We start from the raw sequence: 18911 nt of genomic DNA, 5'->3' as shown, positions 1-18911 counted from the left end.
TTCATTTACTCCATAGTCAAAACAAAATAGTTACTCACCAGATTACCACGTCCTAACGGGACCTGTATCAATATGAACAAAATTACTGTTTGGATAGTATCCCACACCTCCGGCTTTCATTTTCAAAGCAGCTTTACGGATACGACTAAGCTCAATACCTTCAATATGAAAATCCATCGCCCTCCCACGGGTATGGTAACTCTGTTTAGCAACACCTTTGTTTTGCTTGCGCAACTGATTATTGGTCACCAGTGAGCGGTAACCAGAAATAAGCTGTACAGGCTTATTAACACCCAGCATCATTTGCAGTAAATAAATTTGGTCAAATAATTTAGTATCGATAGTCTTAACTTTATTTTGGCGATAATCACGAAACAGATGATTCAGACGAGCCAATTCTTCTTTGTTATAACGATGACCATCGAAAAATTCAGCCTTGATCGTTTCGCCAGTATGTAAGTTATCAAAACGTAAAATTCGTGGGCGGGGAGTCGTCAAAGTAGCAAAAACCGGCCCCGGCAACACACTCAAGCCTAAAGCAGCCACCCCCACACTAAGCCACTTGCGGCGGTTATAATCGATTATATCCATGAAGAAATATCTACCCAGATTATGGAAAAAAATAAGCCAACTAGCAGCCAAACACCGGTTACTATGACCGATGATAGTGAAAATTAGTTGCATTTAGTTTTGTAAAGGTAATAACTTTGACAAAAACTGGGAACCTTGTCTCACACTGTTGTCGTAATCATAAATATCTGTGCGGTACTGTGCTACTCCCAGCTCATCTACCCAGGCAGTCAAATAATACAAATAAACCGGAATACGCTGCGGGATATTAACATAAGCCGTATTGCCCTGTTTCAGGGTATTACTCACTCTATTTTGGTTCCAACCAGCATCTCCCAGTAACATGCTGGCCAATTCCGAAGCTTTATTAACCCGGACACAACCAGAACTAATCGCCCTAATATCTTTGTCAAATAAACTATGATTTGGCGTATCATGCAAATAGATAGCATCAGAATTTGGCATATTGAACTTATAGCGGCCTAGTGAGTTAGCCGCCCCCGGGGCTTGCCATATGCGATAAGGAAAATTAGCCGGTGTAATCACATTCCAATCAATTGTGTACGGGTCAATGACACTGGCATCAGCACGCCAGCTTGAAAAGATAACATAGCCACGGCGCTGGAAATATCCGGGATCATTAACCCCTCGTGGTGCAATATCTTTTCTTGCCAGACTGGTTGGTACACTCCAGGGCGGATTAATCACCACATTATTCAGTGCATTACTCATAATGGGTGTTTTACGGCTTGGGCGACCAACAATAACTTTCGAGTTCAGCACTTCCTGATCATTAAGATAATACTGTAATGAATAATCAGGAATATTGACCATAATCCCAGTGGATACATGACCCGGGATAATCCGCAGACGCTGGATATTAAGCGCCACCAATCCAGCTCTATCTTGAGGTGAAGTATTCAGCCAATCCCTTGTGCGTTTACCAATCACACCATCTGGTGCCAATCCCTGCCATTGCTGAAAACTTCTTACCGCAGCGACCAATTCAGGGTTGTAGGTATTATCTGATTTGGTTATCAGTTCACTCAACATACCGGTGCGAATAAGTATTTCTTTTAAAGCTGTAACATCAGGGCTACTCTGCCCTAGCCTTAATACGCTTTTGTCAGAAAGTTGTGGCCACATTTTACTATCAGCCAATTGTTTCATCATCTCCTTGCGCATATTTCCATATTGTGGATGCTGTGGTGCTAACGCTGCAACATAAGTTGCTACATTGCGATCTGCAATAGCTTGCTGCCACTGATCTATAACTACTGGTGAAGGTAAAACAATTTTGTATGGCGTAGTACGATAGAGCCAGCTTTGCCCCTGCTGACCGACATTTGAAACAAACTGTAAATAACCTAGCATAGCATCCGATAAGATGATATCCCGTCCCATATGACTCAATTGGGAATCATTGAGTTCAGTCAGCCATTGACCAAATTGCGGTTGAAAGCCCGCCAATGCAAGTTCTGAAAGTTGCTGTTCAAGATGCTGAGCGGCGGCTTTATTCTGCCATAAAGGTTGCATCTGGTTAACGGCGTACAAACTAACCAATCGCTCAAAGAAAACAGGCTTAACTTGTGCTGGTAACCAGCTTCGAAGCATTTCACGACGTTCTATTTCTGAAATTGCAGCAGTTTGAATTGGTGCTTGTTCAGGGGTTATCGTCTCAGATATCTTTTCGGCCTGTATTTTTGACAGATTTTGAATATCATCTTCAACCAGCCTACTCTGATGATTAGCTAAAGCATATCCAGCTACCATCAATGCACTGCAAATAACCGAAATGCGCAGTAGCCTTATCGCTCTTTTTACCATATCAACATACCCATATTCCGAACATCTTCAAAAATCAATTTTGATTATGATAAATTCAGACTCTAATCAAAGAAAAACAATAAGTTAATACATTGTAAACTATTTACCTACAAAGGAAATACAATAAATAATCGCAAGTAAACTAAGCACAAAAGAACGAAAAAGACGCCGAAGCGTCTATTTCACGACATTCAAACCGCGTTACTGTTATTCTGGCCCAATTCCGCAAAGAGACCTGCCTGATAACGGGCAGGTCCTTAATTAACTCCATTCCCGCAATAACTTTCCGGTTACGGTAATGTAACTATCATGAGGCAATACTATATGCAGCGAGAAATGACTGAACAGCGATAGCAATTCGCTGAGATTTCTCCTCCTGAGTGAGTAAACCAATGCCTAAAGTAGCCTTAAGCCTTGGCGTACCAATGATGCTATCGATAAACACCTCTGCGGAGATTTCCGGGTTTACTATATTCAATTTCCCTTCTTGCACCTTTCGAACCAGATATTCGACTAAAAAATCTACGATTTGTTTCACCCCTTTTTCATAATAAATCTTGCCCAATTGTGGAAAACGTTGGGACTCCAAAGTTACCACCCGATAGTTTTCGATCATTGTTTCAGAAAGGATTACTGTGGACATTTCCTCTGCAAAAATTGTTAACGCTTTCCCAATATCCGGTTCGGGGTTCATGGCCTTATCCAGACCAACTTCAACATCTTGTATTCTCTGCCTGATAACGGCCACTAACAGCTCTTCTTTAGAAGGGAATCGGCTATAATAAGTCCCTTTCGAAGCATTAGCACGTTTTGCCATCTCATTGACACTGGCACCATCAAAACCCCGTTCTGCAAATACTTGAGCAGCGACTTTCAACAGCTCGTTAACGCGTTCTCCTGAAATTCTAGAGTACGAACGGGTTCTTTTGTGATCTGTTTGGGCTTTAGGCGTATTTGTCATGTAAAAAAACCTGATTTTTATTGATACCGAACGGTACGGTATACTATTATTAAAACTATAGCATAAAACTATAGCAGTAACACGACTGATGTCTGAGATCAGACGGTCCCAGCCAGCTACAGTCACCACGATTCTTTCAGAATCACATCGTACTACTTACGGAGAAAAAATAAATGAACGTTGGAATAATTGGTTCAGGAATTGGTGGAGCATGCCTGGCTCATGGCCTGCGCAAAAACGGCATAAAAGTGAAGGTCTATGAACGTAGCTCTTCCACATTATCCATACCTTCCGGCTATGGAATTTATATCGACACATTCGGCCAACAAGCAATGCAGGAATGCCTCCCGGATACCAACTGGCAGGCATTTAAAAAAATCTCAAAATCTGTTGGTGGACAGATAAGATTCTATGATGAGCATCTACATCTTCTTCTCTCGGCCCAGAGCGATATCCGTCAGAAGGATGGACAGATCACTTCCGAAAATCGAATGTTAATCAACAGATCTGATCTTATTGAAATACTACACGAGGGACTCTCAGATACAATTCAATGGAACAAAACCTTCGAGCGCTATGAACACATTAAAAACAATAGCATCAGGCTTTTTTTTACAGATGGAAGTCACGAAGATGTTGATGTTCTTATCGGTGCAGATGGTAGCAATTCAAAAGTACGCAAGCAGTACCTACCTGCCATAGAAAGGCTGGATACTGGTGCCACTCTCACCATTGGTCGTTCGCGCCTTACCCCGACTCTTGCAACCTTGTTGCCCTCATATATGCAGGATGGGTCCCCCAACAATATCGTGCCTAAAAGCTCCGATGGGATGTTTATCTCTCAATGGTGTGCTCCGGTCAATTCCCGAGTAAAGACCACTTCGACAGAAAATGATAATTTTATCGTATGGGCCTACGCAGCGGCAACAAACAGCTACCCAGATACTATTACTGATTTTTCTGCTGAATCTCTGTGTGCGCTGATACGCTCCCGTGTTACTTCATGGGATCAAACTCTGTATACCCTGATTAAACAGAGTGATATGGAAAACATATCTATGCTGCCTATACGCAGTATGGTCCATCTCTTACCCTGGCGATCCAGCTCTGTCACATTACTTGGAGATGCCATTCATAATATGCCGCCAGTGATGGGAATGGGGGCAAATACAGCACTTCGAGATTCACTTTTACTCACGCAGGAGCTTACTCGTGTCGCATCCGGGCATGAAGACTTAATTAAGGCGATCTCAGATTATGAACAACAGATGCGCATATATGCTAATGAAGCCGTTGAAATTTCGTTACGCGCCACCCTAAATACAACTAATAGCTCGATAATCAAGCGAATACTATTCCGAACTGCACTGCGGGTTGCACAAGCTTTACCACCAGTGAAACGACGGCTATTCCCGTCAAAAAAATATGTCCAACACCAGGGAAAAATAAAATTAGGTACTACCAATTTCTTTAGTAGTACACAATAAAGAGACTTTCACTTTACCTTAAACAACTTGAATGAACGATTAGTAGAAGGTTTACTACAATATTGTTTCATATCAAGAGTAGAATCTGTTTTTGGTAAATAATTGAGATCCTCTTTTTGAAAAAATAAAGACTCAATAAGAGAGAGGCGATTATCTTCTATCGCATCAACCGGAAAGTCTTTGTCTAAAATAATAATAAATAATCCATGCCTGGATTATTCAGTAGACTCTTGTCCTATTTTACAGGACTTGAATATATGTATTATCCTGGCGACAAATAACATCTTGATACCTAAGAGAGATTTTAACTTTCAACTTAATAAAATATAAAGAAGGATATGATTAGGAAATTAAAAACTGCCAAATTAAAGTGAACTCCAATTATTGGACAGTTTACCCGGTGGTTAACATGGCCTAAGTTCGGTATTACGCCGGACTTAGGCTATTTAACTTTGTTTTTATCCTCTCATGATTGTGCATAAACGACGTAATATTGGTGAGAGTGAGTTTTTCAGAATTTTCAATAAATTCTCGTTGTAGAACGCTAAAATGCCTATCGAGAACATAATGCCTTACCTCTATTAATATCGTTTGAAATCATCCATACTGCACTGACCGGTGCAAGAAAACGCTAAAAGGCGGTTATGGCAGCTATCCGGTCACTACCCCTATTTACGAAGAGCGGTTAAAATGCAACTCAATGCGATAAGAATCAGCCCCATCGCCACAGACACGGTTACTGATTGTTCTAAAAATATAGAATCAAACATAATAACAAAAAATGGGATTAACAGAGATGGCATGGTCGAAGACATTACATTGAGTGATGGCAGAATAGAAAACCAAAGAGTAAATGCCACAACAGAAGCAAATATACTGGTATAAAGTAATATTCCCCACTCTATATAATTTAAAGATAACCCTAGCGGATTCTCAAACCAGAAAGAAAGAGCTACCAAGCCAACTGACCCAAACAACATTTGCCATGTAGTTAATACAAACTTATTATGTTTAGCAAAATATTTTTTTACAAGTATATTCGAAACAGCCCATGAAATGGCAGACAGCAATAATAAAAACAAACCAAAAATATCACTCTCAATTGAAATGCCAGGTACAAAAACAAAATAAACGCCAATTATTCCAAAACATAAAATTAGAATGTCCTTAGCTTTTAGTGGCTCCTGTAAAAACAAATAAGCCAATACAGCACTCCATATCGGCATAGAATAAATCAAGATAGAAGCCTTACCAGCACTTACGTTTTGCATACCTATATTAATAAAGGTAAACATCAAAGTAGTTTGAGTAAGACCAACTAGAATAACAATACACCATTCTTTCCGACTAAAGTGATTACATTTATATTTTATACTTGCAATCAAAAGCATTAATACAGCAGCAATTACAAACCTTAATGCCGCAAATGTAAATGGCGGCATATGATCCAATCCGACTTTGGTTAGTATCCAACCAAAACTCCAAATTAAAATGACTAGCAGAGTATAAATTACGCTTTTGTAACTAACTATCTGCATATGGCCTCACCCATTTTTTGCTATTAATGACAGACATGATAATTTCCTCATATGACATGCCGTACAATAATGCAGCTTTGACAAAAACACTATACCCAATGGATTTCAAGATGGATCGCGACGGCAAGGGAGCGAATCCCCGGGAGCATAGCTAACTCTGTGACCGGGGTGAGTGAGTGCAGCCAACAAAGAGGCAACTTGAAAGATAACGGATATATGAGAATTTAAGCCTGTCAATGTATTCATTCCGACTGATTTTCATCATTAATCTCGACATTAAACAGATGGCATAGATAGCGACTGTTCAATAGCATTCTCAATGCCAGACACCGCTGTAACCACCAGCATCAACATGCCACCAATCATAAGAATTGAAGCCAACAGGAACCCACGAGTCACTATTTGCACCTTAACTATTGTTTCATCCAACCAGTGCCGTGCAAACTTCGCCATTGATTGATCAAAACCCTGCAATCGTGACAATAACCTCAGATAGCTGATCGCTTCATCGTCTGGGAAACGATAACCGGTATCACGTAACGCCTCGCCAAAACCAGCCCCCATTGAAATATGCTCCAGCGTAGCAGCGATACGCACATACAACCAACGTGAACCCGCTTGTTCCAGCAGTAATTCCAGCGCCGATTGCAACATCATCCCTGAGCGGATCAGCAACGACACATTCAATATAAACATACTGCCATGAATAGTTCTGTACAGTGACCATGGCGGAAACCGGTCAAGCACCGTTCGTAATCGCCCCCCCAAAAAAGACAACGATAACGACAATAAAATGATAAATATCACCATAAATATCAGCGAATAAAATCCATAATCGTTAACAAATGTTCCCATCAAATAAAGGATATAAGCAGCACCATCCCAAGTTTCCGGCTTAGAAACAGCAGCCAATTTGGGCACCAGATTGCCTGCCACAATATGCAGCAATACGCAGATCATGCCAATAAGCACCACTGGATAAATAGATGCACCAATAACAGCATTGCGGATCTTATTACCCGCTTCGATCATAGCGATCGCATCCATAAAAGCGCTACATATATCGCCGGAACGCTCACCCGCAGCAATCACTGCGACTTCATTGGGACCAATCCATTGCCGCAAGCTCTCTGCCAAAGTGCTACCCTGACTCACAGATTCATAGCAACTACTTAACACCAATGCACAACCATTGTTAGGTTTATGGCCTTCGTTGCTGGCAATATTATACATCTCACGTAATGCATCAATCAGCATGACACGATTTTCCAGCATCATGACAAGATGCCCGTAAAAACGAATCCGCGCTTTCTGACCAAACTGTATCTTCGTCAATCGATAGTTCAGTCTTTCAACAAAATCGGTCATAACCATATCGTTTCACTCTACTTGATTGATCGCAGGAATAATCGGCCCCATAACACGTTCTGCAGCACGGGGATCAATAATTCCGTCATTTATTTTGCGAATAAGTGCGTCGAGCTTGCTTAATCCTCCCATCTCGGTAATCCAATATCGGGTTGCTTCGTGATGGTGACCAATTCGATAAGCTTGCATTAAGTCAGGGGAAGTCCGTATCACTTCAGCAACTACAGTTCGGCCCAAAGTACCGCACTGTTTACAATAGTCACAACCTTCTCCCTGTAGGTAAACTGATTCCGGCTGGCAGTAAAGATTGAGCCTTTTCAATAGGCGATCGGAAACTTCCTGTTCATGCCCTTTCAGGGGAACTTTGCAGTGAGGGCATAACACCTGGATCAACGATTGACTGACCAAACCGATCACCAACCGCGAATCCATCAATAACGACTCCATCACAGCCTCATCCTGTAAGCGGGGCAAAATCGCTAAAGCATCGTTTGCATGTATCGTGGTCCAGATCAAATGGCCCGTCATGGCTGCACGAAATGTCATCTTTGCCGTCACTGCGTCACGTATCTCACCGACCATAATCACATCGGGATCGAGTCGCATTGCATCAGCAATTGCCATAGCCCATTCTTGTTCGATAACGACGCTATCACCTCGATCTCCGGTTATAGGAGATTGATTAGCGCCAGTAATCTCATATTCAGGTGGATCTTCGAGTGTGAGTAGATGAATGCCAGCTTGTTCAGCTATCATCTTCTGCATCACGACTTTCAAGGTGGTGCTCTTCCCGCTACCGGTCGCACCAGACAAGAGGACCACACCGGCCCGATGGTCCATAAGTTCTTCCAGGATCTGACACTGTTCCGGCAAATAGCCAAGATCGCTTAGGGTGCACATTGTCCCGGGGCTGTCCGCATACAACAATCGCAATACCATCAACATGCCGCGATCGAGCGGACGAGTATTAATACGCGCCCCGGAAAGTCCACATTCACTCAGGAACTCATCCTTCATTCGCGCACGCTGTGCCTGCATCGGCTTAAACGTCGGCTCGGCCACATCACACATACTTTGATAGATAGTCGCGCATAATCGTAATCCTTCTTCCGGGCGCAATTGTCCGATTGGTCGCAAATAACCATCAACCCGGCAACGGATTTCACAATAATTGTGGCGAGCAACAACATGTAAATCTGACGCACGCTCCTCAGTCACTTCACTGATTAAGCGAATGATATAACGCTGAACATCCGATTCAGTACCTCCCAGCCCATGACTATGCCCCTTACTAAGACGGTACAATTCTAATATGTCTCCCATACCACAAGTGACAATTTGGTAGATGAGACCATGTCTTTTAACCGTTTCTTCATAGGCCAGCACATGTGGATCAAGCCGGTGGGATGCAGACACGGCAAGTACGCATTGCCCTTTTTGCTGGGGTAACTCAACAAGGCAGATCAAGCTACGGTTAGCCAACTCTATTTCAAGTGCACCGCTCAAGGCAGATAAAACTTTTGCACCTTGCCTGACCATACACAACAGATCGGAACTTGTTATTACCATTAGAAATCTCCATCCATTAGTGATCAATGGCTTAACGGCAATGGTGGTGCAACCATTAAATCAAGGCTATCCAACAACGATGCATCATTCGTAGCCGTAAGACCGACATCATAGAATCGCCCTTGTTTGGTGAAAGTCACTACCCCTGTATCGATGCGGATCACTTTATAACCATTTGGCAGCTGATCACCCGTTTTCACGTCCATAATGCCGCCAGAACGAAACCGGAGTGTCGCGGTCAATGCCCCATTTCGCCCGAAAATTGACTTGACCAAAGGCAAATCATTATTGACAGCACCTCTTTTACTCACCTCTCTGGAAATTTTATCGAATTCAGCCTGAGCATTTGCCCTTGCGGTTTCAGCTTTAAGTAACATCAAATCCGTCTGTAACTTTTCCAGCTGCGCAGCAACGCTGCCAGTCGTTACCGCTGGCAATGCAGGCTTCTGGGCAACATGCTTCGCCTGAGCTGCCGGTAGCTCAGTGGGTGATGTTTGTGCATATGCCAAGGAAAATACCGACACTACAAATAGAAACAGGCTAATTATAAGCTGGCTAATTTTTTGCATAGAAAACTCCACTCAGCTTCCACTCAGGAAAACCATCAGATAACACAATTCTGGCACTGGTCACTCTTAATCCGGGAAGTGGCTTACCTGAAAACAATGCATCCGGCGATAACTGAGAAGTCAGTGTCCAGTCATAAGTCTGCCAATCAGGATTAGACCACACACGCGTTTCCCCCCCCGGCAAAAGTGGAGGCGGAGGGGGCAAAACGGAAGCACCCTCCGTCAAAACTGGAGATGGTAAACCCAATGCTTGAAAATAAGACATCAGCTCAATCAACGCCTGATCTGACGGCTGCAACACATCGTCATTGTTTTCCTGATCATGACCTTGCGGCTGCTCAAACGGTATCAAGACCTGTGCCTGCTCCCCACCATTAGAAATCACCGGGCCAGCTCGGAAAATATTGATAGCCGCAACCTGAAAAATGTTGATCGGCATCCCGTCATGACGCTGATAACTCACGGAAACCGTATTAGTGTCCAGCATAATGGATTCAACCTGCCAACCCGCGAGCGATAAGGGAACCTTGGCTAAAGCTTTATTCCATGCAGAAAACTGCCATGCCATTTTTGGCTGTGCAAGCCACGGATGCGGCGGTGGAACTTCCACCACCTCATTAGATAAATCCGGTACTCTTATTGCTGTATTCTGCTGATAGATGTGCCACATCCACCAACCACCAGCCAACAAGAAGACAGTGCCGACGGTCATGCCAAAGACCTTAATTTGATACTTCGACATTTCGCCGGTTAAACTCTCGATCTGACCAATTGATTTTCTCAATGCGGACTTCGGTAACAATTGCACCAATGACATCTCCGGCCACGGCGATTCAAATTCCGGCGGCGCATAGATCGCATTCCAAACCCCATTGGCGCCCTCTACCAACTGCACCGTATCACACAATTTCGCTTCAATTTCTTCACGAGTCCCGATCAAATCACGTCCGGACATTATCGCGCCCTGGTGTACCGCTACCAATGCATACTGTCCATCAGGTAAACAAAACGCGCCTATCCAGTTAGGCTTATCCACGGCTTTAGCAAGGATAACAGCTAATGAATAACAACCCGGTGCGCCTGCCTCCTTTGGTATATACCCAACCTGTATACATCGTCCAACACGATGCCGGACAACCAAGGTAAACCCCGCCGCAATCCCACTTCTACGTATATTAGAACGCGCCAACGCAGTAACAGGCGGTTGCCAAATGATGCCTGCTACCAAAGTTTTACCATATAACTTGATTTGCATAGCGCGCTCCACGCCTGTTTCAGTCTGGGTCATTTTTCAATCTACCACTATAGGGGTAATCATGACTACGATCACATTATGGTTTCTTTTACCCTCACGACTTCCCCCCAGAAATTGATTATCCGGGCTACCCAAGCCACTGCGATCGCTGGTATCTGACTGTTGCTCAAATCCTGACAGCACCAGAGTTTCACCTGAATGTAGCCTCACTTTCTGACTGAATGCACGTAAGTCTATGGTCGGTAACTGCACCTGACCGGTTTCTTCCTTGCCAAATTTCTCCAACCTTTTTAAATCGCTCAAGCTAATGTTGTACTGTAACAATATTTGCTTATCGGCCATTGCATAAGGCAGCATCAACATATTAAAACCCGTCGTTACTGTCGCAGGCTCAATCCCTACCGAAGTGCCAATTTGTGGCGTTGAGGTGTTAGAAATGGATGAAACATAACCGGTCTGCGTTGCGACCTGCATCGGTACCGCCTGCAAATTTAGTGTAGTCACCGAAGGTTGAGTCACTATAGAGACTTTACCTTGAGCCGATAACGCCTTGATCAGTAAGGTACTGTCACTAAATGGCCCCTTGAGAATATGAATATTCGTACTAATATCGCGCCCATTAATGGCACTACTGCCCTCCCCCCCCACTCCTATGTGAGCGCTTTTATAAGCCAGTGACCAATCAACACCATACTGATCAGCCCGATCAAACGTCAGGTTAAGGATCTTAACATTAAGCACCACTTGCGTTGTCAGTAACTTGTTCTGCTGATCGATATAATCCTTAATTCTATCAAGCACTTCAGGTGAGTCCGTTACCACCAATGACGCTGTCGCCATCGACAAAGTTAACTTCCCTTCACCAGACGTTAACATATTGGATACTGTTTTTTGGATCTCATCCATCACCGAACGAGTCAAAGAAGTCGCAAGAGTTTGGGAACTACCGCTGTTACCACTATCCTCTCCACCTAAGCCACCACCGAATGTTGCACTGGTGGTCGCCGTCACGCTGGAAGATAACGCATCGGTACCCGGCAGTGCATATATTTGAAACACCCGCGTCTCTGTTTTGAAAATATGCACTGCACCGTTGTGTACTTTCCAATGCAATCCTGATGATAAAATAACCGAATCAAGCAAACCTGCCAAAGAACCATGCCAATTTACGTTGATTTTCATCTCTTCTGATCCACTGCCTTCAGATCCTGACTGAGTGTTCGAATTGACAATAACAACCTCCCTGCCGCTCTCTTTCTCATCCGATGCCGAACTGGAATACATTGCAAGCCGCGCATCGGCACTGATAAGCACCGGCACACCGCAGATACGTTTGATCTTTTCTGCAAACTGGTTCAGCGTCATCGGCTCGGCTTCCTCCAGAGTCAACATACAGGAAACGGTCTCACTCTCTTTCCTTGATGGAATCTCCTTGGTTGACACCCAATAACCATGCTCGTGAACATGAACAGCTACCGCAGCGGGAGTATTACGTAATTCCTTGATAATATCGGTAGCCTTTGCCATCTCGGTATCTGCCCGATGATCGACATTAGAAATTGCTGTACAACTTGGCAAACCAGCGACTATGCAGGGTAACAATATCAATCTGAAAAACTGCAAAAATTGGATACGCATGTTATTACCCCTGTGCCTGTACATGGACAAGTCGCTGTTCCTGATAAATATCGACGGTGAAAGGACGATTCGCCATTGCATAAGCTTCGAACAGCTCACTGACCGCATGGATAAACGAGCCATTAAAACGCAAGCCAGCCCTGATCGGAAAATCATAGGAAGCATCCCATACCACCTGATAGCCGGACTTACTCGCCCACTCTTGCGTCACACCACGCAGAGTTTGCCCCGGCGTTGCTATCCATACCGCCGCGAAAGGAACCGATGTTGGCGTAGGTGCTGCGTAAACGGCGATATTTGACATACAGACAAATGCCGTCAAAACATATGCGATTATTTTGTTCATCGATCTTTCCAAATAAAAAGAAGTAGCCAAACAACCCATTAATCAAGTTCAGTGACCCGAAGAAAACCCACTTGCAGAACAACAACTACAGTATTTCCACCAACGCTCCGTCAGACACAAACTTCCGAACATCATCCGGTAATTGTCTGGCAAGCGGACTTCCTATTCCTCTTCCTCTACCATCGATAAGCCTGGAGCCGCTCTTGAAACCAATCTGATCGGGTTCTGCCCCCCATTTAAGCAATTCCCCAAAAGCGCTATGTAACAACACATTGTCGCCGGGGTTGATATTTTTGCGGAAAACATAGATATGCTTCCCCGAAATCATCCCCCCCCAAAGACACTGGCTGGAAAAGCGATTACACCAAGCATCGGTATTCACCCACGTCATATGCAGAGTGGTTAATGCTTGCTGCATCTTGCGGTGACTAATCACACCAACAGAATGATTATTAAGCAATTGCACCCCCGCTGAAGCATAGCTACGAAACAACGCAGCTATATCAGTCCTGGCACGCACTGACTGCTCACGCACTTCATACAACAGCTCACTGAACATCAGTTGCATGAAAAATCCGACGGCGATCCCAACAATAGCTAATGGCCACATTGATGTTCTCCTATTTAGGTTAAAAACAGCCGTGATCCTATAGATTGGTTAATTCCAAATAACCAGATACCGGGTGCTGTTAATCATCAGTGATGACTGCCCAAAATATGAATGTTGTTTTTAGAAGAGTGGAATACGCTGGTAATGTTATATTTGTGATGTGGTCTCGCAATGAATGCCACTACACAAGCCCTCGTATTCTGTCGATTTACATTGGTACTCACTTCTGGATAGTCCACTAATCCAGATCGCTGAAAAACAAGCGGTAAGTCAGATTCTTGGTTGTTACCATTTTTATCCGCCTCATACACAGCCAACACACAACACATATAACAGCCATCAGAAATCGGAGATGTAGAAGCAGTGACTAACACAGGGAAATCAGAGTTGTTAAAAAAGGGCTGACTATTTGCCTTACCACCATTCCCGATTACCGGTTGATCCGCAAATAACCGCCCGCTTCCGGTTGCGTCTTTCCATTGCAACGCCGGCGGACTAATGCCGGTTTTCTGACACACCAGCAGTTCCCCTTGTTTGTTCATGGATACGTTACCTAACGCTGGGCAAGTACCACCAATAAAATTTCCAGTTTTGGTGTTTATCACTAAGTTGTTGCCAACAACGACATTTTTATCTGCCTGAACCTCGCCAGCAGCCAAAATACCTTTATTACCAGAATTAACATTACCATCAAGGATAAATAACGAGCCATGTGCTGGATTGATAACTATTGCACCGTCATTATTTTGCTCAATATAAGATGGTTTCTCTTGAGAATGGGAAGAAAAGGCTATCTTATTCGCACCGTTAACTATTCCAGCGCCTTGCATCGACAACGTATCCACCTGATCGAGACTATTGCCACCCATACTGATGCTGGTTTCCATCTTATTCCACTCTGGATGCCCCCCGGTTTTTTGTCGGTGAAGCAAATCACCCGCCAATGTCCCGGGGCCATAGATTGACGCATCCCGCATGAACGGAGCATAAAAAATGCGGCCAATTTCAGCGGGCTGCTCATTGAAAAAACCCGCAAAAGATTCAGGCGCATTAACTTGACCATAACTATTCCAATAAGTGACCGGATTATGGTTGTCACGATTTCTGTAATCCAAATACAGGCCACCAACCCCAATCAATTGCGCGATCTTCATCGAATGATCAGCCACATTTGGCTGTTTTCCATCAGCCATTGCCGGCACGGTATAAATCAACGGATCAATGCGTTTTTTGCCATTGGGTAGCATGACAATACGCAAAACGCCATCATATTTCTGACCAAGCGGATTGACCGTATTCTGGTCAAGTCCCGGCGGTAAATAGGGGATCATCTCTGCCCAATTGATTGATACAGGCGTTGCCCCATGACTTAAAACAACATAATTGTCATTAACATAATCCACCACCGCATCACCAAGATGTTGGATCTGCCCGGCGACTACCTGATTCACCAACATGTCACTCTGTCTACTTAGATAAACCACACCAACCACCATCATTGATGCCAGTACCATCAGTGCAACAATCACTTCCAGTAAAGTGAAACCTGCATCATGGCGGCGTATCGTCAATATAGATACAGACTCATCATCATGCATAAATAGCCCTTCTTACATAATAAGTACGAAAACCTCTTCCATCCGATAACCTATTTCCCCAAAAGAGATCCTGCTTAAGGGGACTACACCACTGCTCATACCACTCCCTAGCTACCTTTGGCAAAATGCGACAATCAATCCAGCCATTGCCAAACCTGGACCGAAAGGTATCTGTGGCTCCGTTCTTATTCTGCGTAGCCGCCAAATCGTCAGATAACTTATTAGTGTGAGACTTGCTGCAAGCAAAACCACCAATGGGAGCGCTTCCACCCCCAACCAAGCACCAAGCGCCGCCAGAAATTTAGCATCTCCCCTTCCCAACGCATCACACTGGATCAATTGCCGGGCAATCCACCCCACCAACCTAAAAAACAGATATCCACAAACCACGCCACTGATTGCCAGAGGTAATGCCACAAATCCGGCAGAATACAGATTGAACAACAGCCCTAACCACAACAAAGAAAGGGTCAGTTGATCAGGTAGCAACATAGACTCGAAATCAATGACAGCCAACGCTACCAACATCGAACTCAGCATCAATAACCCCAACAACGAATAATTCCATCCAGTGAACAAAGCCAGCAAAGAAAAGAGCACTGCCACGGTACCTTCAACCAATGGATAACGTATTGAAATCATACCGTTACAGTATCGACAGCGCCCTTTCTGGCACAAATAGCTCAACAAGGGAATATTATCGCGGACTGCCAACACGTGGCTGCAACGTGGACAATGAGAACTGGGAAAACAGAGATTAAAACCAGCGGTCTCATTATTGCTTTCAGAGATAATCATGATCGGCAGGCGGCAGATCACCACATTCAGAAAACTTCCGACACACAATCCCAGTAACCCTGCTACCAAAACTAAATATCCTGTCTCAGATTGCAACCACCCTATCACCATGATGATCTCCCGGTGCATTCGCTTAAAGAATCAATGTCCTAACTGGCAGAAATAAGTGTCACCGTATTGGCATCACTGGCATTACATGCGGCATCAATTTGAGCCAAAGTCGAATCTGGTTTAATTTCTGTAGCAGACTGCTGCCCCTTCCCGCTACCAACGGTCATTTTCGACCAACCCGCCACCCGCAATTTCAGCGAAAGCTGCTGACAAGCCTCATCAGGCACATTTTGATACTCAATCTTGAACGTCTGAGCGGTAGTATCTCCCGGAGAAATCGTTACTTTGCCATTCCAACTATTAAAAATAATTCCGGCCTTACCATCCTGAGTCATATTAGCCGGAACAACTTTGTAATTAATGGCAACTTTGTTATCCAAACTGTCATAGCCTTTAGCGCCGTTTTTAATTGATTTCACATTTGCTGCCATCTGAGTAATATTTGAAGATTCAGTTGAAATTTCCGAAGCCCGGAACAACTTACCGATCCCGGCTGCTGCTGCGGCTAATATCACAATACCAACAATCATCACAACCAATGCTTCAATCAGCGTAAAACCTGATTGACGCTTGGCGCCACGCAGTACATTGACTTTCTTATTCATGCTAATCACTCCAAAATCAAAATAAGAGACGTATTACCACTCACATACTCACCAAATGAAATAAAATATTAACGTAATAATAACACATACGAAAACATTTAAAACACTTTAGTGTTTCATGTTGAAATTAATACTATAGGTTACAATTTGAAAAATAAAATTGTTTAAAACGTTCAAAAATCGCACAAACGATCGTTAAAAACTATCAAATATTTTAATTTCAATCGTGAATATCGATTAAAACTGATGATATAGCCCATTAAAAAATCAATGGATTTTATTCTGCCAATTAGCTGCAAACAACCATTGGAAAATTTTTCTTATATATGAAATTAACTTGTTGTTAAGACTTACTGTTGTACCGAACCTGTCATAGATCACATTTTCGTAACAATGGGACATGCAGCAGTGCTCCTTGCTAAAGAAAAACGCCTTTCATTAACCAAGGTTTTTTAAATGCCGACAGGAAATTTTTGCTCACTATCTATCAAGAAAGTCTATCGAGAAAGGGAATAGAGAATTAAATACTCAATTAAAGCCAAATAACACCTACTCATCTTTTAAATAACAGAACGAAATACACATAATGATCATAAGTTGATCAAATAAAAAAATAAAATTAAGTCATTAATCCAGATAAATAGAAAATAACTCTATTAATTACCCAATTTGAATTACAAAAACAATATAAATATATAGATACGTAACATCATTAATAAATTCATCTTGCTCTCCCTATTAATTAATGATAATCATAAAATAAAAATTATATGCATACCTTATACCTATACCGGCATTTATATTGAAGAAGACGCCTCACTTGCACTCTCAGTTAGCTCAGGATCAACAGCAGTGCCTGCTTTTGCCGTTGCAAATGACAATGCATTTTTACCCACAGATACCCCTGCCCGTATTAATAGCTGGCTGGATTATTTGACACTAAAAGGTGGACAATTTGATCCCACCGATAGGCTTGATATCGCACTGCGCGCCTATTTTATTAATGGCGGTGGATATGGCTATGATAGGAATATTTTTGATATTACACCACGAACATCACCCATTACAACGCCATTATCCCAAAAGGAAATACAAGCCCGTATTGCTGCTGGCAATAAGAAAAGAAAATAATTCTATTGTTGGCGAGTGGCATAAGATAATACAGATAATGTAAAGACTCACTGACAGAGTGACAGAGTATTTTTACGTTCTCATTTTTTCAAAAAAATCTCATAAGGCGTTTTACCTTTCAAACCACCGCAGGGTCTGTGATAGTTATAAAACGCCTCCCATATTGTATTCCCTATAGAGGAACTGTACCTAACCGGGGTCTGCCGTACTAGATGTCATTTTCCTCCGAGCCATAGTGAAAATACCACCGACACATTCATTGCATTAAATAATTTATATAAAAACCTATTCCAGAATATCGCTCCTTAGTTTGTATGACCTGATGCAAAATAAAGAGGACTTAGGCTATCTTATGTCACTCAACATTACATATGGAAAATCTTTAATACATAAAGGTCTAACAGAATTTTCTGAAAGTGAAGCAGAGGTTTTTCTGATTCCTAAATAACATTTAAAAATAATAGATCACCTGAAGATAACTCAGTTAAATTTTTGCGATCTGAACATCCAAGATTAACGGAAATATAAGCAATCGATGTTTTTACAAAGGAATTATCATTCTGAGAATACAAGTTAAAAACTGATTTAAATAAATAGCTTTCATAAAGAAGTTGTTGTAAATATAATATTTTATCGTTTTTCATTTTCTGATATTTTATTCTTTAGGCTCTTCTATTAATGCATTCGGTAAAGATTTGTCTGAGGAAATCTGAGACAATGTTTTTTGTAACTTGGTAGAAATACTATACCTTAACAATGAGTAATAATGACTACCTGATAAGACAGAGAAACAGACTGTGGCAAAGAAAGAAAAACGGCCTCACCATGACGCGTTATTCAAGCATTTTTTAACGCAGCCCGAAACGGCCAGGGAGTTTTTATCCCTTTATCTGCCCGAAGAGATCCAGTTGTTGTGTGATTTAGCCACAT

The 18911-nt window shown here is 42.7% G+C and carries 17 protein-coding genes; 3 read left to right on the top strand and 14 right to left on the bottom strand.

Annotated features, from left to right (window positions below):
* Nucleotides 1–42: 42 nt before the first annotated feature.
* The 3 genes from mepK to EAE89_RS15985 form a co-directional block, all read right to left on the bottom strand.
* Complete coding sequence (mepK, locus tag EAE89_RS15995; protein WP_214086223.1) at nucleotides 43–591, bottom strand: peptidoglycan L,D-endopeptidase MepK; 549 nt, start codon at nucleotides 589–591, stop codon at nucleotides 43–45.
* A gap of 93 nt (nucleotides 592–684) precedes the next feature.
* A complete protein-coding gene (gene ldtD / locus EAE89_RS15990) occupies nucleotides 685–2397 on the bottom strand; it encodes a L,D-transpeptidase (protein WP_214086222.1) in 1713 nt (570 codons plus the stop codon).
* Nucleotides 2398–2704: 307 nt separating this feature from the next.
* On the bottom strand, nucleotides 2705–3358 hold the full coding sequence (locus EAE89_RS15985; protein ID WP_054475821.1) for a TetR/AcrR family transcriptional regulator: 654 nt from the start codon (nucleotides 3356–3358) through the stop codon (nucleotides 2705–2707).
* A gap of 173 nt (nucleotides 3359–3531) precedes the next feature.
* On the opposite strand from EAE89_RS15985, the gene EAE89_RS15980 reads away from it, so the two are divergent.
* The gene (locus tag EAE89_RS15980; RefSeq protein ID WP_149617144.1) at nucleotides 3532–4845 is read left to right on the top strand and encodes an FAD-dependent oxidoreductase; all 1314 of its coding nucleotides are present in this window, start codon (nucleotides 3532–3534) and stop codon (nucleotides 4843–4845) included.
* Between the two features lie 668 nt (nucleotides 4846–5513).
* On the opposite strand, the gene EAE89_RS15975 is transcribed toward EAE89_RS15980, so the two are convergent.
* From EAE89_RS15975 to EAE89_RS15925, 11 genes are all read right to left on the bottom strand, one after another.
* Nucleotides 5514–6383 (bottom strand): DMT family transporter, encoded by an 870-nt coding sequence (locus EAE89_RS15975; RefSeq protein WP_054475824.1) that lies wholly within the window; start codon nucleotides 6381–6383, stop codon nucleotides 5514–5516.
* 276 nt (nucleotides 6384–6659) lie between these two features.
* Nucleotides 6660–7751, bottom strand: a complete 1092-nt coding sequence (locus tag EAE89_RS15970; RefSeq protein WP_244866511.1) for a type II secretion system F family protein — start codon at nucleotides 7749–7751, stop codon at nucleotides 6660–6662.
* A 12-nt stretch (nucleotides 7752–7763) separates the two neighbouring features.
* Nucleotides 7764–9320 carry a GspE/PulE family protein gene (locus tag EAE89_RS15965; RefSeq protein WP_149617147.1) on the bottom strand — a complete coding sequence of 519 codons (1557 nt, stop codon included), beginning with the start codon at nucleotides 9318–9320 and terminating at the stop codon, nucleotides 7764–7766.
* 23 nt (nucleotides 9321–9343) lie between these two features.
* Nucleotides 9344–9889, bottom strand: coding sequence for a type IV pilus biogenesis protein PilP (gene pilP / locus EAE89_RS15960; RefSeq protein ID WP_054475830.1), 546 nt, complete (start codon nucleotides 9887–9889; stop codon nucleotides 9344–9346).
* Complete coding sequence (pilO2, locus tag EAE89_RS15955; RefSeq protein WP_054475832.1) at nucleotides 9876–11177, bottom strand: type 4b pilus protein PilO2; 1302 nt, start codon at nucleotides 11175–11177, stop codon at nucleotides 9876–9878. Before pilO2 ends, pilP begins: the two co-directional genes overlap by 14 nt.
* Before the next feature lie 3 nt (nucleotides 11178–11180).
* Nucleotides 11181–12782, bottom strand: coding sequence for a PilN family type IVB pilus formation outer membrane protein (gene pilN, locus EAE89_RS15950; RefSeq protein ID WP_054475835.1), 1602 nt, complete (start codon nucleotides 12780–12782; stop codon nucleotides 11181–11183).
* A 4-nt stretch (nucleotides 12783–12786) separates the two neighbouring features.
* On the bottom strand, nucleotides 12787–13128 hold the full coding sequence (locus tag EAE89_RS15945) for a toxin co-regulated pilus biosynthesis Q family protein (protein WP_214086220.1): 342 nt from the start codon (nucleotides 13126–13128) through the stop codon (nucleotides 12787–12789).
* A gap of 85 nt (nucleotides 13129–13213) precedes the next feature.
* The gene (locus tag EAE89_RS15940; protein WP_054475839.1) at nucleotides 13214–13738 is read right to left on the bottom strand and encodes a hypothetical protein; all 525 of its coding nucleotides are present in this window, start codon (nucleotides 13736–13738) and stop codon (nucleotides 13214–13216) included.
* 86 nt (nucleotides 13739–13824) lie between these two features.
* A complete protein-coding gene (pilV, locus tag EAE89_RS15935) occupies nucleotides 13825–15336 on the bottom strand; it encodes a shufflon system plasmid conjugative transfer pilus tip adhesin PilV (protein WP_054475841.1) in 1512 nt (503 codons plus the stop codon).
* A gap of 111 nt (nucleotides 15337–15447) precedes the next feature.
* On the bottom strand, nucleotides 15448–16245 hold the full coding sequence (locus EAE89_RS15930; RefSeq protein WP_149617150.1) for a prepilin peptidase: 798 nt from the start codon (nucleotides 16243–16245) through the stop codon (nucleotides 15448–15450).
* A gap of 38 nt (nucleotides 16246–16283) precedes the next feature.
* Entirely contained in the window at nucleotides 16284–16850 is a 567-nt protein-coding gene (locus EAE89_RS15925) for a type 4 pilus major pilin (protein ID WP_054475844.1), read from the bottom strand.
* Nucleotides 16851–17702: 852 nt separating this feature from the next.
* Between EAE89_RS15925 and EAE89_RS24180 the strand changes: the two genes are divergently transcribed.
* Entirely contained in the window at nucleotides 17703–17981 is a 279-nt protein-coding gene (locus EAE89_RS24180; RefSeq protein WP_054475845.1) for a hypothetical protein, read from the top strand.
* A gap of 797 nt (nucleotides 17982–18778) precedes the next feature.
* A partial coding sequence (locus tag EAE89_RS15915; protein WP_214086238.1) for an Rpn family recombination-promoting nuclease/putative transposase occupies nucleotides 18779–18911 on the top strand: 133 nt, incomplete at its 3' end.

The organism is Photorhabdus heterorhabditis (assembly GCF_018448905.1).
Taxonomy (GTDB): domain Bacteria; phylum Pseudomonadota; class Gammaproteobacteria; order Enterobacterales; family Enterobacteriaceae; genus Photorhabdus; species Photorhabdus heterorhabditis.
The sequence above is the reverse complement of the archived record's forward strand: the minus strand, read 5'-3'. Positions and strand labels throughout refer to the sequence as shown.

What these genes read in the sequence shown, in the direction of transcription:
- mepK (WP_214086223.1), bottom strand. Translation starts at nt 591, where the DNA reads ATGGATATAATCGATTATAACCGCCGCAAGTGGCTTAGTGTGGGGGTG.
- ldtD (WP_214086222.1), bottom strand. Translation starts at nt 2,397, where the DNA reads ATGGTAAAAAGAGCGATAAGGCTACTGCGCATTTCGGTTATTTGCAGT.
- EAE89_RS15985 (WP_054475821.1), bottom strand. Translation starts at nt 3,358, where the DNA reads ATGACAAATACGCCTAAAGCCCAAACAGATCACAAAAGAACCCGTTCG.
- EAE89_RS15980 (WP_149617144.1), top strand. Translation starts at nt 3,532, where the DNA reads ATGAACGTTGGAATAATTGGTTCAGGAATTGGTGGAGCATGCCTGGCT.
- EAE89_RS15975 (WP_054475824.1), bottom strand. Translation starts at nt 6,383, where the DNA reads ATGCAGATAGTTAGTTACAAAAGCGTAATTTATACTCTGCTAGTCATT.
- EAE89_RS15970 (WP_244866511.1), bottom strand. Translation starts at nt 7,751, where the DNA reads ATGACCGATTTTGTTGAAAGACTGAACTATCGATTGACGAAGATACAG.
- EAE89_RS15965 (WP_149617147.1), bottom strand. Translation starts at nt 9,320, where the DNA reads ATGGTAATAACAAGTTCCGATCTGTTGTGTATGGTCAGGCAAGGTGCA.
- pilP (WP_054475830.1), bottom strand. Translation starts at nt 9,889, where the DNA reads ATGCAAAAAATTAGCCAGCTTATAATTAGCCTGTTTCTATTTGTAGTG.
- pilO2 (WP_054475832.1), bottom strand. Translation starts at nt 11,177, where the DNA reads ATGACCCAGACTGAAACAGGCGTGGAGCGCGCTATGCAAATCAAGTTA.
- pilN (WP_054475835.1), bottom strand. Translation starts at nt 12,782, where the DNA reads ATGCGTATCCAATTTTTGCAGTTTTTCAGATTGATATTGTTACCCTGC.
- EAE89_RS15945 (WP_214086220.1), bottom strand. Translation starts at nt 13,128, where the DNA reads ATGAACAAAATAATCGCATATGTTTTGACGGCATTTGTCTGTATGTCA.
- EAE89_RS15940 (WP_054475839.1), bottom strand. Translation starts at nt 13,738, where the DNA reads ATGTGGCCATTAGCTATTGTTGGGATCGCCGTCGGATTTTTCATGCAA.
- pilV (WP_054475841.1), bottom strand. Translation starts at nt 15,336, where the DNA reads ATGCATGATGATGAGTCTGTATCTATATTGACGATACGCCGCCATGAT.
- EAE89_RS15930 (WP_149617150.1), bottom strand. Translation starts at nt 16,245, where the DNA reads ATGGTGATAGGGTGGTTGCAATCTGAGACAGGATATTTAGTTTTGGTA.
- EAE89_RS15925 (WP_054475844.1), bottom strand. Translation starts at nt 16,850, where the DNA reads ATGAATAAGAAAGTCAATGTACTGCGTGGCGCCAAGCGTCAATCAGGT.